A 12,897-nucleotide genomic window follows, 5' to 3' on the forward strand; every position below is an offset into this window, starting at 1 on the left:
ACAAGAAAAACTGTGCTGAAAACCAAGCAGACAGCCTGTCAATTCAGTCCTTCTTAATCCGGTGCCTCATCTGACATGACCATTCTGAACGCTCTCCGGGACCGATTGAATCGCGGAGAGGGACGGAGCGGACCATGTGCCGGGCTTTCTCGCTGTTGTGATCCACTGAGACCCCCTCTTGAGGGAGGGACTTCTCAAGGCATTAATATCGTGTCGAATCGTATGGAATCAGCCTTTCAAAATCTTCAGATGAGCAAAGGAGGTCCCGAGGGGAACGGACTGCGCAACAAAGCGGGGTGACCCAGCCCCTGACCTGAGGAGAGTGAAGTCAATGCCAAAATCTTTTGAAGGAGGACTATCTACATGAACGCCAGTCTCATTACGCAATTCGCCCTCGTCTGCGGTGCGTTGGGAGTCATCTACGCGCTGGTGACCGCGGCGTGGGTATCCAAGCAGAGTGCCGGGTCCGAGAAGATGCAACAGATCTCGGATGCCATCAAGGAAGGCGCTGTCGCCTTCCTCAACCGCGAATACAAAACCGTCGCGGTCGTGGCGGTTATCCTCGCCGCCCTGTTGGTTTATCTGGGCAAGTGGACGGCGATCGGGTTTCTGGTCGGCACCGTGGGTTCGGCAGTGGCCGGCTACATCGGCATGATGGTCTCCGTTAAGGCCAACGTGAGGACGACGGAAGCCGCCAAGAAGGGGATTCAGTCGGCACTCAACGTTGCCTTCAAGGGCGGGTCCGTGACCGGTATCATGGTGGTCGGTCTCGGTCTGCTCGGCATCACCGGGTATTACCTGGTCGCGAAGTCGATGGCCCCCGTCGATGACGCATTCCACGCCCTGGTGGGTCTTGGTTTCGGTTGCTCCCTGATGAGCGTGTTTGCCCGTATCGCGGGCGGCATTTACACCAAAGCCGCTGACGTGGGCGCCGACCTGGTCGGCAAGGTCGAAGCGGGAATTCCCGAGGACGATCCCAGAAACGCGGCCGTTATCGCGGACAACGTCGGAGACAATGTGGGTGACTGCGCCGGTATGGCGGCAGACCTCTATGAAACCTACACCGTGACCCTCGTGGCCGCGATGCTTCTGGCGAAAACGGTTTTCGGCGCCGATAGTCCCTGGATCGAGTTCCCCCTGCTGATCGGCGGGATTTCCATCGTCGCCTCCATCATTGGTACCTACTTCGTCCGCCTGGGCAAGAACCAGTACATCATGGGCGCCCTGTACAAAGGCCTTGCGGTATCCGGTATTCTGGCCGCGGTGGCGTTTTACTTCGCCTCCGACTGGTTCCTCAAGCTCCCCGGAGTACAGCCCGCATTCTCCTCCATGGGCGTCTTCACGACGGCCGTGATCGGCCTGGTGCTGACCGGCCTGATCGTTATGATCACCGAGTATTTCACCTCCAAGAGCTTCGGCCCCGTTAAGCACATCGCGGCCGCCAGCGTGACCGGTCACGGCACCAACGTCATCGCCGGCCTCGCGGTGAGCATGAAGAGTACCGGGCTGCCCGCCCTGGTCATCTGCGGCGCCATCATCTGGGCCTACCAGCTCGGCGGCGGTTTCAGCGGCAATCCGGCCGCGGGGTTGTTCGCCATCGCTCTGTCCGCCGTGGCGATGCTGTCCATGACGGGTATCGTGGTGGCCATCGACTCTTACGGGCCGATCACCGACAACGCCGGGGGTATCGCGGAAATGGCCGAGCTGCCCGAGAGCGTGCGCGCCATCACCGATCCGCTCGATGCGGTCGGAAACACCACCAAGGCCGTCACCAAGGGTTATGCCATCGGTTCCGCGGGTCTTGCGGCCCTGGTTCTTTTCGCCGAGTACTCCAGGTCGTTTCCGACCCAGATCTTCTTTGACCTGTCCAATCCGAAGATCATTGTCGGGCTTTTTATCGGCGGTCTTCTGCCCTACTACTTCGGCTCCCTGCTGATGGAAGCCGTGGGTAAGGCGGCCGGAGGCGTGGTCGAGGAGGTTCGCCGTCAGTTCAGGGAACTTCCCGGAATCATGGAAGGCACCACCAAGCCCGAATACGGCAAGTGCGTCGACATCGTGACCAAGAGCGCGATCAAGCAGATGATGCTTCCGGCCCTCATCCCCGTGGCGGCCCCGCTCGTGGTGGGCTTGCTCGTCGGGAAGGAAGCTCTCGGCGGCGTGCTGATCGGCAGCATCGTGACCGGTCTGTTCCAGGCCATCGCCATGACCAGCGGCGGCGGCGCCTGGGATAACGCCAAGAAGTTCATCGAAGACGGAATGTACGGCGGCAAGGGTTCCGACGCCCACAAAGCCGCGGTCACCGGCGATACCGTCGGCGACCCGTACAAAGACACCGCAGGCCCGGCCATCAACCCCATGATCAAGGTTGTGAACATCGTGGCCCTGTTGATCGTGCCTTTGCTGAAGTAGACGTTGCGAAAGCAAACCGGTGGGGAGCCATCCCCACCGGTTGATCATCGCCCCTCCTTCCCCCGGCCCGATCGTTCCGGTTATCTCCCGCTTTATGAGGTCGTTCTCGAAAGAAAGCGCATTTCAAGGCCGTATCCCCGCGATTTGTTGACTTGGCAGGCCAATGCAGATAGAGTGCAGCCTGCGGGAATGCAAAATCACGCGGGAAAGAACGTGAGCCATTATGTTTGACAATCTGTCGGATAAGTTTCAACGAATTTTTAAGAATCTGCGCGGCCAGGGAAAACTGACCGAGGAGAATATTCGGGAGGCCTTGCGAGAGGTCCGGATGGCGCTCCTGGAAGCCGACGTCCACTACAAAGTGGCCAAGGATTTCGTGACCGGGATCGCGGAGCGCGCGGTCGGCCAGGAGGTGATGACCAGTCTCACGCCGGGCCAGCAGGTGATCAAGATCGTCAACGAGGCGCTGACCGACCTCATGGGCGGGCAGTCCGAACCGCTTCGCCTGATCGGAAAACCTCCGGTCTGCCTGCTCATGGTGGGGCTTCAGGGCTCCGGGAAGACGACCACCACCGCAAAGCTTGCCCGAAAGCTCGTGCAGGAGCACCGGAAGCCCTGCCTGGTGCCCGCCGACGTCTATCGACCGGCCGCCATCGAGCAACTGGTGACTCTGGCGGGACAGATCAACCTGCCGGTGTATCCCTCGACGGTCCGTCAAAAGCCCGAGGAGATCGCCCGGGAAGCCCAGGGTTACGCCCGGGAGCACAACTGCGATACGCTGATTGTGGATACCGCCGGACGGCTGCACATCGACACGGAACTCATGGGCGAACTCGGCCGTTTGAAGGAGATTCTGCAGCCGGCGGAAATCCTCCTGGTGGCTGACGCCATGACCGGCCAGGACGCGGTCCAGGTGGCGAGCGCGTTTCATGAAACACTCGGTCTCAGCGGGGTGATCCTGACCAAGCTCGACGGCGACGCCCGCGGAGGCGCCGCTCTGTCCATCCGGGCCGTGACGCGGTGCCCGATCAAGTTCATCGGACTTGGCGAAAAGCTGGATGCCCTGGAAGTCTTCCATCCCGACCGGATGAGCTCGCGGATACTGGGGATGGGAGATGTGCTGTCGATGATCGAGAAGGCCCAGGAGGCCTTCGATGAAAAAGAAGCCCTGGCAATGGCGAAGAAATTCCGGGAGGATACCTTCTCTCTGGAAGATTTTCGCAACCAGTTGCGCCAGGTGAAGAAACTGGGGTCCCTGGAACAGATCCTCGGGATGCTCCCGGGCATGGGAAAGCTCAAGGAGCTGAAGAAACTGCAGGTGGACGAGAAGGAGTTCGTCCGCATGGAAGCGATCATCAATTCCATGACCCGGGGCGAGCGCAGGAATGCGGACATCATCAATGCCGGCCGTCGCAAGCGTATTGCCGACGGCAGCGGAACATCGGTCCAGGAGGTGAACCGGCTGCTCAAGAGCTACTCGGAAGCCCGGCGCATGATGCGGCAGATGATGGGCGGCGGGGGTTCCGCTCCGGCGACCAGGAAGAAGAAAGGGAAGGGAAAGCACAAGAGAGCATTTTTTCCTTTTTAATTACCCACGGATACGGTATAAAAGTTTGTTGCGGCCAAGAGTTTGAAGCGGCCACGGGTGCGGCTTTCTTATAACTAGTGAAGATTCAATCGATTTTTTTGTTCGATCACGGTGCCGCGGCTGAAGTCGAGCGGCCATGCGGACCGGTTCGACGAGTAAAACGTTGACCAGGAGGAAACGAACGAGTCATGGCAGTGCGTATACGTTTGGCACGTGGAGGAAGAAAGAAAAGGCCTTTCTACAGGATCGTGGTCGCGTCATCCGAGGCGCCTCGAGACGGTCGTTTCATTGAACGCATTGGTACCTACAACCCCTTGCCGGACACGGCCGAAGTGAAAATCGATTCCGACAGGCTTCAGTATTGGCTTCAGCAGGGTGCGAAACCCACCGACACGGTGCGCAATCTGATTCAGAAATATGGTGGACAAGCAGTCACTGAAGCCTCGTAGATTTTGCATTGAATGCGGCGCAGGAAATCCGGAGGTCACCATGTTGAAGGAATTGATCGAATTTATGGCGCGAGCTTTAGTGGATAGTCCTGAGAAAGTGAAAGTATCGGAAATTGAAGGTGAGCAGACTTCGGTGATCGAATTGAGGGTAGCCAAAGAGGATCTCGGCAAGGTGATTGGCAAGCAGGGGCGCACGGCTCGTGCCATGCGCACCATTTTGAGCGCCGCTTCGACCAAGATACGAAAACGGGCTGTTCTGGAGATCATTGAGTAAGACGGTGGAACCAGCCTGCCTCGTTCCGGTGGGTAAGGTCACACGCACTCACGGGATTCGCGGGGCTTTGAAAATTTTTCCCTATGGAGAAAGCCTCGCCGCGCAGGCGGCCGGGGAGAGGTTTTTTCTGCGCTCGAAAAATGGGGGTTACTGCACCCTCACATTGATCGGCCTCCGGGCGCAGGGCAGAATGCTGGTGTGCGGATTTGAAGAAATCAAGGACGTCAATGGGGCACAGCCGTTCGTAGGAGAAGAGATCTTCCTGCCTGAAGACCGACTCCCGCCCGTTTCCGAAGGAGAGTATTACCACTACCGGCTCATCGGACTCGATATCGTGACCCTGGACGGCGAATCGCTGGGCGTTCTGCGCAAGATCATCGAAACCGGCGGCAACGATGTCTACGTGGCGGAGCGTGAGGGGCGGGAAATACTCATTCCGGCCATTGAGGACGTGATCCGGGAAATCGACCTGGAGCGGAAACGAATGGTGGTCGATCTGCCGGAAGGGTTGGTTGACGCATGATCTTTGACATTCTGACCATTTTCCCCGGCATGTTCGATGCGCCGCTGGGGGAAAGCATTCTCGGAAAAGCCCGGGAGCGCGGGTTGGTCGAGATTCGCGTGCACAACATACGCGACCATGCCTTCGACAAGCACCAGATGACCGACGATCGTCCTTTTGGCGGCGGGGAGGGTATGGTCATGAAGCCCGAACCCATCGTCGCCGCCGTCGAGGCGGTGGCCGGGGAAGGCCCCGAAGCGCCGGTGGCGCTGCTCACCCCCGCGGGAAGGCTGTTCACCCAGGACTTGGCCGCAAGGCTGAGCCTGCTGCCGCGGTTGATCCTGATCTGCGGGCGTTACGAGGGGGTGGATGAGCGTATTGCCGAGCACTTTGCCGATGAAACGATTTCCATCGGGGATTACGTATTGACCGGAGGTGAGCTGGCAGCCATGGTGGTGGTGGATGCCGTCACACGACTGATTCCCGGAGTTCTGGGCAATGCGTCTTCGGCTGCGGCGGAGTCCTTTACCGAACCGATCCTGGAGTATCCGCAGTACACGAGACCCCAGGAATTTCGCGGCCACCCGGTTCCCGATGTGCTGCTGTCGGGGCATCACGAAGCCATCCGACGCTGGCGGCGCGGGCAGGCCCTGCTGCGTACGAAACGGCTCAGGCCCGATTTGTTTGCGCGACTGGAAATCTCGGCGGAGGACCTGGAACTGCTGCGGGAGGCGGAGCGGCCTCAGGCACCGAATCCGCTCCGTGTCGCGGGATAGAGCGCGGCGATGGCGCGTCTGTACGCGGCTCTCGTGCATTACCCGGTGCTGAATCGAAGGGGTGAGATCATCGCTTCGGCGATCACCAACCTCGATCTGCACGATCTGGCCCGAGCCGGCCGCACCTATGATGTGCGGGCGTGTTACGTGGTCACCCCGCTCCGGGACCAGCAGGCATTGTCGGAGCGGCTTTTGAAGCACTGGAACGAAGGGATTGCAAGGGAGCTGCTTCCGGAACGCGTGGAGGCGTTGCGGCGAATCAAGGTGGTTGAAGATATCCGGGCGGCCGCCGACGACATCGCATCGGTTCATGGCCTGCGGCCGGGAATCTGGGCGACCACGGCCGGGAAAGGTGAGAGGCGCCTGACGCACCGGGAGGCGAGGCGCCTGCTGGTGGAAGATGCGAAGCCTTACCTGTTGCTGTTTGGCACGGGATGGGGGCTGGCCCCGGCGGTCTTCGACCAGGTTGACGCAGTGCTCGAGCCGATCGCCGGGATGAACGGTTACAATCATTTGTCCGTACGGTGTGCGGCGGCCATTCTGTTTGACCGCCTGCTCCGCGCGGACCAAAGCATATGAGAACGGGGGGCTTCAACCCTCCCCGATCAATCTGAATGGAGGATACAAATGGGGATGAGTCTGATTGAAACGATCGAAAGAGATCACATGCGTGCCGACATCCCCCCGTTTCGGGTCGGAGACACGGTCAAGGTACATGTGAAGATTCGAGAAGGGGACAAGGAGCGCATTCAGGTATTCGAAGGGGTGGTGATTCGCCATCACAGGGGGAACATGGGAGCGACCTTCACGGTAAGGAAGGTGTCCTATGGAGTGGGTGTGGAGCGTATATTCCCGGTCCATTCACCGCAACTGGATCGAATCGAGGTGCTGCGACACGGGCGGGTGCGCCGGTCCCGGCTCTACTACCTGCGCAAGCGCCTGGGGAAAGCGGCCAGAATCAAAGAGAGGCGCTAGTGGGACGCAAACCCGTTGAAGCCCTGGCGATGGACATGCTGCATTTCGAGAAGCAAGCCTATCGGCAGGGTTTTCAATTGGTTGCCGGAATCGATGAGGTGGGACGCGGCCCGTTGGCCGGCCCGGTGGTGGCTGCCGCAGTCGTGGTGCCGGCGGGTGTCCGTCTGCCGGGAGTTGCGGATTCGAAGAAGCTTTCGGCCGGGCAGCGGGAATCCTGTTGTGAAGATATCCTGTCGTGCGGTTGCGATGTGGGTATCGGGCGTGTCGAACCCTCTGAAATCGACCGGGTGAATATCCTGCAAGCCACTTTCCAGGCGATGATCGCGGCCGTTGCCGGTCTGAAAACCCCTCCGCACTGTCTCCTCATCGACGGCCCTTACGAACTGCCTCTGTTCATCGCGCAAAAAGGCATTCCCCAGGGGGATGCGAAGTCCCTGTCCATCGCCGCGGCGTCCATTGTCGCCAAGGTGCATCGTGATCGCCTCATGTGTGAATACCACCTGAAGTACCCCGTCTATGGTTTCGATCGAAACAAGGGCTACGGGACCGCACGGCATCTGGATGCTTTGCGCAGGTACGGGCCGTGCCCGATTCACCGCTTGAGTTTCGGCGGCGTGCGCGCGTCGGAGGGAGAAGGGCTTGAAACCGCCGCCGGAAGACAGTCATCGGAAGGGAAGAAAGGGCGAAGGCCTCGCGGCTGATTTTCTCGCGAGCAAGGGTTGCCGTCTTGTGGAGCGGAATTTCCGCTGTGCGGCGGGGGAGATCGATCTCATCGTCCGGGACGGGAAAACCCTGGTTTTCGTTGAGGTGAAGTCGCGCTGCGGATCGAGATTCGGCCTGCCCCAGGAGTCGGTGTCCATCGCCAAGCAGCGGCGCCTCACGCGCCTGGCGCTGTGGTATCTTCGAGAAAAGCGGTTCGAGGGGCATCCGGCCCGGTTTGACGTCGTAGCGGTGACCTGGAGCGGTGGAAAACCCGAGGTGACCTGGATTGTCAATGCATTCGAAGCGCTCGAATAATGCCGGGGAAAGGGCAGGCCCCGGCACCCTTTACGTGGTGGCCACCCCCATCGGCAATCTCTCCGACATCAGCCTGAGGGCGTTGGAGACTCTGCGTTCCGTCCATCTCATCGCGGCCGAAGACACAAGACACACGCGCAAACTGCTCAGCCGTCACGACATCCACAAACCCCTGGTGAGCTATCACGGCCACAACCTGGAGCGGAGCGGCCGCGAGCTTATGGAGCGCATCGAGGCGGGGGAAAGCGTTGCCCTGGTGACCGATGCGGGCACGCCCGGGGTGTCCGATCCGGGCGCATTGCTCATCGCGGGCGCGGTGGATCGGGGGTTGCCCCTCGTCGTCATTCCCGGTCCCACGGCGCTGATTGCGGCCCTGGTTGCTTCAGGGCTGCCCACTCATCCTTTTGTGTTCCTGGGCTTTGCCCCTTCCCGCGGACATGGGCGCACGAAGTTTTTCGCATCCCACGCCATCCTGACCATGACCCTGGTCCTTTACGAATCCCCGAAGAGACTCGCCCGGACGCTCGAAGACATCCTCACGTTCTGGGGAGACCGGCGCATCGCCGTCGCCCGGGAGCTCACCAAGCGGCATGAAGAGGTGTTCCGGGGGTTGGTCAGCCGATGCCGGGAGCATTTCTCCGGAGAGGTGAAAGGCGAATTGACCCTGGTGGTGGAGGGCGCGGCCGAAGGGATAATCGCGGCCGAACGGGAAGAGCGTGACTGGCGGGGGGAATTGCGGCTTCTTCTCGATACGCCGGGCGTCACCCTCAAGGAGGCCGTCGAACGGATTGCAGCCGCGCGCCGGGTGCCGCGACGAACCGTCTACCGGGAAGCCTTGCGCGGCAAACCACGCACCTGATATATAATTCATGTACAAGTTGAGTGCATCAGGCGGGAGGGCTAAAGCCCGCCCCTTGTACGGACTCATGTGCCGGTCAGACATATCCGGAGGTTATGCGGGCGGGGATAAACCCCGAGGGCCGTGCGGATCCGTAGGGTGGGCACGGTCCCACCGTGCCCACGGTCCGGCCGGGAGCTTCCCCATCGGGCCGATGGTATGGCCGGGAGGGAACAGCGTGCCCGCGGTCCGGCCGAGCCTCGTACCCCGTACTCGTCATGATCGCTGTGAAAGCGTGCGGCCATGGGGGCGTTCCACACGTCGGCTCCGGATCGTTCATGGCGCCAAGCACTGGGGCAAGGGTATTGGGACCGCGGGCTGCGCCGCCGCGCACCCCGCCCTGCGCGAATCAAGAGTTGACAAAGAGCACAGTTGCACTGTCTGACGGGCACATCGGTACGTGGGAGCGGGCTTATCACCGCCCGCCTCATCATCCGTTGACCCCATCTCCTGCGCTTTTTCATGCACGCCGGTATGAAGATTCAACCCGGTTCAGGTTGCGTTCAATTCCTGGACGGGCTGTGCGATCTTGTTGATCCTGCCGACTTCGCGGACGATTTCAGCGGGGGAGCAGTATTCCCTCTCGGGGATGCGCTCCAATATCTCCACCACCATTCGCGTGCTCGGGCCCGGACCCCGTCGGGCGTGCGACAGGATCATGCCCTTGTCTGCCGGAAAGTGGATGCTCTTGAGATGTTTCATGATGTTGGCCGGGCCACCGCCCCTCACGCCCCTGGTCATGGTACTTTCCTTCCCCGAATATCATGAGAAGTCCGCGTCATCGAAAGTGTCGTCCCACATGAATCGCACGCCCTCCGATTCCGCTCCTCCCTGAAGGTTTTCAGCCAAAAATGATGGACCGAATGATACCTGAGTTGAGCGATTCAAATGCTCGGAGCGCGGTTCTGTCGGACGAAAGGCCCTCCACTGCGCGCGGCCGGGCAACCCGTCGGGCGGAGAAGCGGTTTATCCCCACCCGCGGTGAATCCTGCTCGTACCGCCCTGTGCACGGAATCGCTCAATTGAAGTGATAACGAAGCATACAGGAGTTCGGCGAATTTTAAAATACTGTGAAGTGTGTATTCGAATTATGAATAAAAGTTAATTCAACTGCCGGAAGCGCCGGTGAGGAAGGCCGCCCCCGGAGTGGGCAAGGGGATTCGGCTCGACGAAAATCGTGGCGAATCCCCTGTCGGGCACGAAATTTGACTGCCGGTTCCGATCGGGTTCATGGACTGCCGGCGTAAGCGAAGGCGCGACGGAACGGGATTGAACCCCCCTCCGGAACCGGGCGTGCGGTGGAATCCGGGCCGCGAGGGCTTGATCATCTGCCGTTCTATGCGCCGGCAGCCAAGATCAGTTCGAGGTGACCGGCGGTCCCTGAGGCGGGCTTGATTCGCCGCCGCTCCGAGTCACCTCCTCGAATGCCGTCCGGTATTGCCGGTTCGGGCGGACCGGGGGATGCGCGTAGGCTAAGGGAAAGGCTGTCCGGCCTCACCAGCCCACATAAACCCCGCGGTTTTTCAGGGTTTCAACGTCCTTGCAGTCCTTGACGTCTCCTTTCGCCGGGTCGCAGTTGTGGCTCAGACCGGTATCGCGCAGCCAGACGTAATCGTTCATGCCCAACCCGGGATTGTCCACCAGCGGCTGGATGTCCTCGACCTCGGTGGAATCGAGGTTCACGCTTCCGATGTCGTGGAGGAACGCAAGATCGGATATATCCGCGACCGGGTTGCGGGCGAGACTCAACACCACGAGGTTGGACAGGGATTGCAGTCCTGCGGCCGTCGAGACCCGGTTGTCGGAGGCGTGAAGGTTGAGCAGGCCGGTCAACATGAAAAGCGGTTCCAGGCTTTGGATGAGGTTGCCGCTCAAATTCAGTTCCTTCAGCTTCGCCAGGCCGGAGAGGGGGCTGATGTTACCGATTCGGTTCTGGTCGAGGCTGAGATAGGTGAGATCGATCAGATTTTCGAGCGTTTCCACCGACTGAATCCGGTTGCGGCCCAGGTCGAGTACAATCAGCTTCTTGCACCACTGGATAGGCCAGATGTCAATTAATTGGTTGTCGTATAGCTCGAGGCTCTTCAACTCATCCAGGAACCGAAGCGGCCGCAGGTTCGCCACTTGATTGCGGGTCAGGTTGAGTTGAGTGATTTTCCTGAGGCGGGCCAGGGGTGCGACGTCCGCTATGAGATGATTCGGGAGCTGCAGCGATTGAAGGTTGCCGCAATACTCGAGACCCGAGAGATTGCTGATCTTGCCGTCGTAGCCCCAGTCGTCGATCGACTCCAACCGGATCAGGTCGCTCTTCAGAATGGGCCCCGTGGGTTTTCCGATCGCTTTCCTGACGATGGACCTGAGCACGGGGTCGGGAAACGCGACCGGCAGGTCCCCGTTATAAACGAGGGTGTAGTCGCCGCCGAACATCAAGGCCATCACGACGACCGCCACTTGGTCCCATTCGTTCTCGGCAAGCTTCTTATGGATGCTGAAGCTCGAGCCCTCCCCGTTATACGCGGCCACGCCCAGGTTGTCTTTCGTGCCCAGCACATAGTAGCGAAAAACGCCGCTCTCCGATCCTTTGAGCTTGAAGGTGAATTCCGTAACGGAGGGGTCCAGCGGGAAAACATAGTAGTGGGCGCCGAAGGCTTGCAGCGTTCCGCCGGCATTGACGGTGATCGTGAACCTGGTTACCGGTTTCATCCAGTTCTTGTCGACATGCCTCAAGGGGCCGTACTCGCGCCCGCAATTGAGGCCCGGCTCATCGTCCTCTTCGTACTCGTACCTGGGGGGAGCGTTCGCGGTGTCCTTGACATAATTGGCCTTCATCCACTGGGTCAGAAATTCTTCGAAGTTCAGGCCCAGCCTCCTGGCGGTCACCAGGTCGAGCGACTCCATGGGACCGTGTTCCTTGTAATTGGCCCACAACTGCCGGATTGCACTCCACCCGGCCCGCTCCGCCAGGTAAACCCACAGGTGGCAGGCGTCATAGGCGCGAGTCGTCAGGTCGACGTTTGGTGTGGACAGTCCCCTGTTCATCCAGCGCATGTAAGCATGCTCCTGAGGATAGGCGTATTTCTGGGACCAGGTGGCCGACCCTTCCAGCAGCCACCTGGTGGATGATTCCCCGTGCCATCCGTAAGAGAACTGTACGCGGTGGAATAATTCATGAGCGCAGATTTCCTTCCGGAAACATTCGTCTTTCATCCCCCAGGGAGCGAGCTGGATCACCGGGCTGTCGGGGCTGGTCATGCCTCCCACCGAACCGGGGAGAGGCCTTATGAGGATATCGATCATCCGGCGGCCGACCGGATCGATTGTCGAGATGTAGTTCAGCGGAGTCCTGAAATCTCGGGAATACCTGTACCAGAGACGGTTCAGGATCTCGGCGGCGGCTTCAACATCCCGCAACGTCACGTTATATTTCGGGTCGGGATGGTTGTCCCGGTAGTAGAACCTGAAGTGCTTCCTGGTCGCCTGCTTGTAAGGGACTGCGTCTTCCCGTTCGATGATCCGCCGGACGGTTTCGCGGGCGGCTTCCGATATGGCGGGGTTTTTCAGGGCGGTGAGCAGCAGTTGCAGGTCGTAGGAGCCGCAGAGCTCCAACCCCTGCTGCCGCACCTCGAGAAGCGCCTCCTGTTCGGGATCGTGGAACAGGCGCCGGGCGAGCGCCAGGACATCCTCGTCGGTCCTCGGTAGTTCTTTGTTGTCGCCGTAGGCCTGCTCGAACTCGATGAAGGACAGCGGTTCCCCGATGTCAACGATGCCCGGCGCGCGCGAAACGGTTTCCTGGGCCGGGGCGGACCCCGGCACGGAGACAAGAAGGACCAGGACGAACAAGAAGGCTCTCACTCCCATCGCCATCGCGGAGCTCCTTTCAACGCCGCAGCACGAAAATGGGCTGAAGAGAGGACCGGGTCAGCCACCCGCCGGCTGCCTGAGCACTTATAAAGGATTCGCATGTTTTCTAATAATGGATATGATTTACTAAACCGTAGTGAGTTTCAGA

13 protein-coding genes are annotated in these 12,897 nt (G+C 60.1%); 11 read left to right on the forward strand and 2 right to left on the reverse strand.

Annotated features, from left to right (window positions below; genetic code table 11):
* Positions 1 to 363: 363 nt before the first annotated feature.
* From SFUM_RS15525 to rsmI, 11 genes are all read left to right on the forward strand, one after another.
* Positions 364 to 2,409, forward strand: a complete 2,046-nt coding sequence (locus SFUM_RS15525; RefSeq protein ID WP_011699833.1) for a sodium-translocating pyrophosphatase — start codon at positions 364 to 366, stop codon at positions 2,407 to 2,409.
* A gap of 223 nt (positions 2,410 to 2,632) precedes the next feature.
* Complete coding sequence (gene ffh / locus SFUM_RS15530) at positions 2,633 to 3,997, forward strand: signal recognition particle protein (protein WP_011699834.1); 1,365 nt, start codon at positions 2,633 to 2,635, stop codon at positions 3,995 to 3,997.
* 188 nt (positions 3,998 to 4,185) lie between these two features.
* Positions 4,186 to 4,446, forward strand: coding sequence for a 30S ribosomal protein S16 (gene rpsP / locus SFUM_RS15535; protein WP_011699835.1), 261 nt, complete (start codon positions 4,186 to 4,188; stop codon positions 4,444 to 4,446).
* Between the two features lie 40 nt (positions 4,447 to 4,486).
* The gene (locus SFUM_RS15540) at positions 4,487 to 4,720 is read left to right on the forward strand and encodes a KH domain-containing protein (RefSeq protein ID WP_011699836.1); all 234 of its coding nucleotides are present in this window, start codon (positions 4,487 to 4,489) and stop codon (positions 4,718 to 4,720) included.
* Positions 4,713 to 5,243 carry a ribosome maturation factor RimM gene (gene rimM, locus SFUM_RS15545; RefSeq protein WP_011699837.1) on the forward strand — a complete coding sequence of 177 codons (531 nt, stop codon included), beginning with the start codon at positions 4,713 to 4,715 and terminating at the stop codon, positions 5,241 to 5,243. Before SFUM_RS15540 ends, rimM begins: the two co-directional genes overlap by 8 nt.
* Positions 5,240 to 5,998 (forward strand): tRNA (guanosine(37)-N1)-methyltransferase TrmD, encoded by a 759-nt coding sequence (trmD, locus tag SFUM_RS15550; protein ID WP_011699838.1) that lies wholly within the window; start codon positions 5,240 to 5,242, stop codon positions 5,996 to 5,998. Before rimM ends, trmD begins: the two co-directional genes overlap by 4 nt.
* A gap of 9 nt (positions 5,999 to 6,007) precedes the next feature.
* Positions 6,008 to 6,577, forward strand: a complete 570-nt coding sequence (locus tag SFUM_RS15555) for an RNA methyltransferase (protein WP_011699839.1) — start codon at positions 6,008 to 6,010, stop codon at positions 6,575 to 6,577.
* A 54-nt stretch (positions 6,578 to 6,631) separates the two neighbouring features.
* Positions 6,632 to 6,973 (forward strand): 50S ribosomal protein L19, encoded by a 342-nt coding sequence (rplS, locus tag SFUM_RS15560; protein WP_041442878.1) that lies wholly within the window; start codon positions 6,632 to 6,634, stop codon positions 6,971 to 6,973.
* A gap of 29 nt (positions 6,974 to 7,002) precedes the next feature.
* Complete coding sequence (gene rnhB, locus SFUM_RS15565; RefSeq protein WP_435051181.1) at positions 7,003 to 7,674, forward strand: ribonuclease HII; 672 nt, start codon at positions 7,003 to 7,005, stop codon at positions 7,672 to 7,674.
* Positions 7,613 to 7,990: a YraN family protein gene (locus SFUM_RS15570; RefSeq protein ID WP_041440715.1), complete on the forward strand. Its 378-nt coding sequence runs from the start codon at positions 7,613 to 7,615 to the stop codon at positions 7,988 to 7,990. The genes rnhB and SFUM_RS15570 overlap by 62 nt, the downstream gene beginning before the upstream one ends.
* Complete coding sequence (gene rsmI, locus SFUM_RS15575; protein ID WP_011699843.1) at positions 7,968 to 8,849, forward strand: 16S rRNA (cytidine(1402)-2'-O)-methyltransferase; 882 nt, start codon at positions 7,968 to 7,970, stop codon at positions 8,847 to 8,849. The genes SFUM_RS15570 and rsmI overlap by 23 nt, the downstream gene beginning before the upstream one ends.
* A gap of 531 nt (positions 8,850 to 9,380) precedes the next feature.
* Here rsmI and SFUM_RS15580 read toward each other — a convergent pair.
* Positions 9,381 to 9,629 (reverse strand): DUF2795 domain-containing protein, encoded by a 249-nt coding sequence (locus SFUM_RS15580; RefSeq protein ID WP_011699844.1) that lies wholly within the window; start codon positions 9,627 to 9,629, stop codon positions 9,381 to 9,383.
* 753 nt (positions 9,630 to 10,382) lie between these two features.
* Positions 10,383 to 12,752: a leucine-rich repeat domain-containing protein gene (locus SFUM_RS15585; RefSeq protein WP_011699845.1), complete on the reverse strand. Its 2,370-nt coding sequence runs from the start codon at positions 12,750 to 12,752 to the stop codon at positions 10,383 to 10,385.
* Positions 12,753 to 12,897: the final 145 nt, after the last annotated feature.

The sequence above is a fragment of the Syntrophobacter fumaroxidans MPOB genome (assembly GCF_000014965.1).
In the GTDB taxonomy this organism is placed as follows: Bacteria; Desulfobacterota; Syntrophobacteria; order Syntrophobacterales; family Syntrophobacteraceae; genus Syntrophobacter; species Syntrophobacter fumaroxidans.

Excerpts from the sequence above, each read along its gene's own strand:
- SFUM_RS15525 (WP_011699833.1), top strand. The coding sequence starts at position 364 with ATGAACGCCAGTCTCATTACGCAATTCGCCCTCGTCTGCGGTGCGTTG.
- ffh (WP_011699834.1), top strand. The coding sequence starts at position 2,633 with ATGTTTGACAATCTGTCGGATAAGTTTCAACGAATTTTTAAGAATCTG.
- rpsP (WP_011699835.1), top strand. The coding sequence starts at position 4,186 with ATGGCAGTGCGTATACGTTTGGCACGTGGAGGAAGAAAGAAAAGGCCT.
- SFUM_RS15540 (WP_011699836.1), top strand. The coding sequence starts at position 4,487 with ATGTTGAAGGAATTGATCGAATTTATGGCGCGAGCTTTAGTGGATAGT.
- trmD (WP_011699838.1), top strand. The coding sequence starts at position 5,240 with ATGATCTTTGACATTCTGACCATTTTCCCCGGCATGTTCGATGCGCCG.
- SFUM_RS15555 (WP_011699839.1), top strand. The coding sequence starts at position 6,008 with ATGGCGCGTCTGTACGCGGCTCTCGTGCATTACCCGGTGCTGAATCGA.
- rplS (WP_041442878.1), top strand. The coding sequence starts at position 6,632 with ATGAGTCTGATTGAAACGATCGAAAGAGATCACATGCGTGCCGACATC.
- rnhB (WP_435051181.1), top strand. The coding sequence starts at position 7,003 with ATGGACATGCTGCATTTCGAGAAGCAAGCCTATCGGCAGGGTTTTCAA.
- rsmI (WP_011699843.1), top strand. The coding sequence starts at position 7,968 with ATGCATTCGAAGCGCTCGAATAATGCCGGGGAAAGGGCAGGCCCCGGC.
- SFUM_RS15580 (WP_011699844.1), bottom strand. The coding sequence starts at position 9,629 with ATGACCAGGGGCGTGAGGGGCGGTGGCCCGGCCAACATCATGAAACAT.
- SFUM_RS15585 (WP_011699845.1), bottom strand. The coding sequence starts at position 12,752 with ATGGCGATGGGAGTGAGAGCCTTCTTGTTCGTCCTGGTCCTTCTTGTC.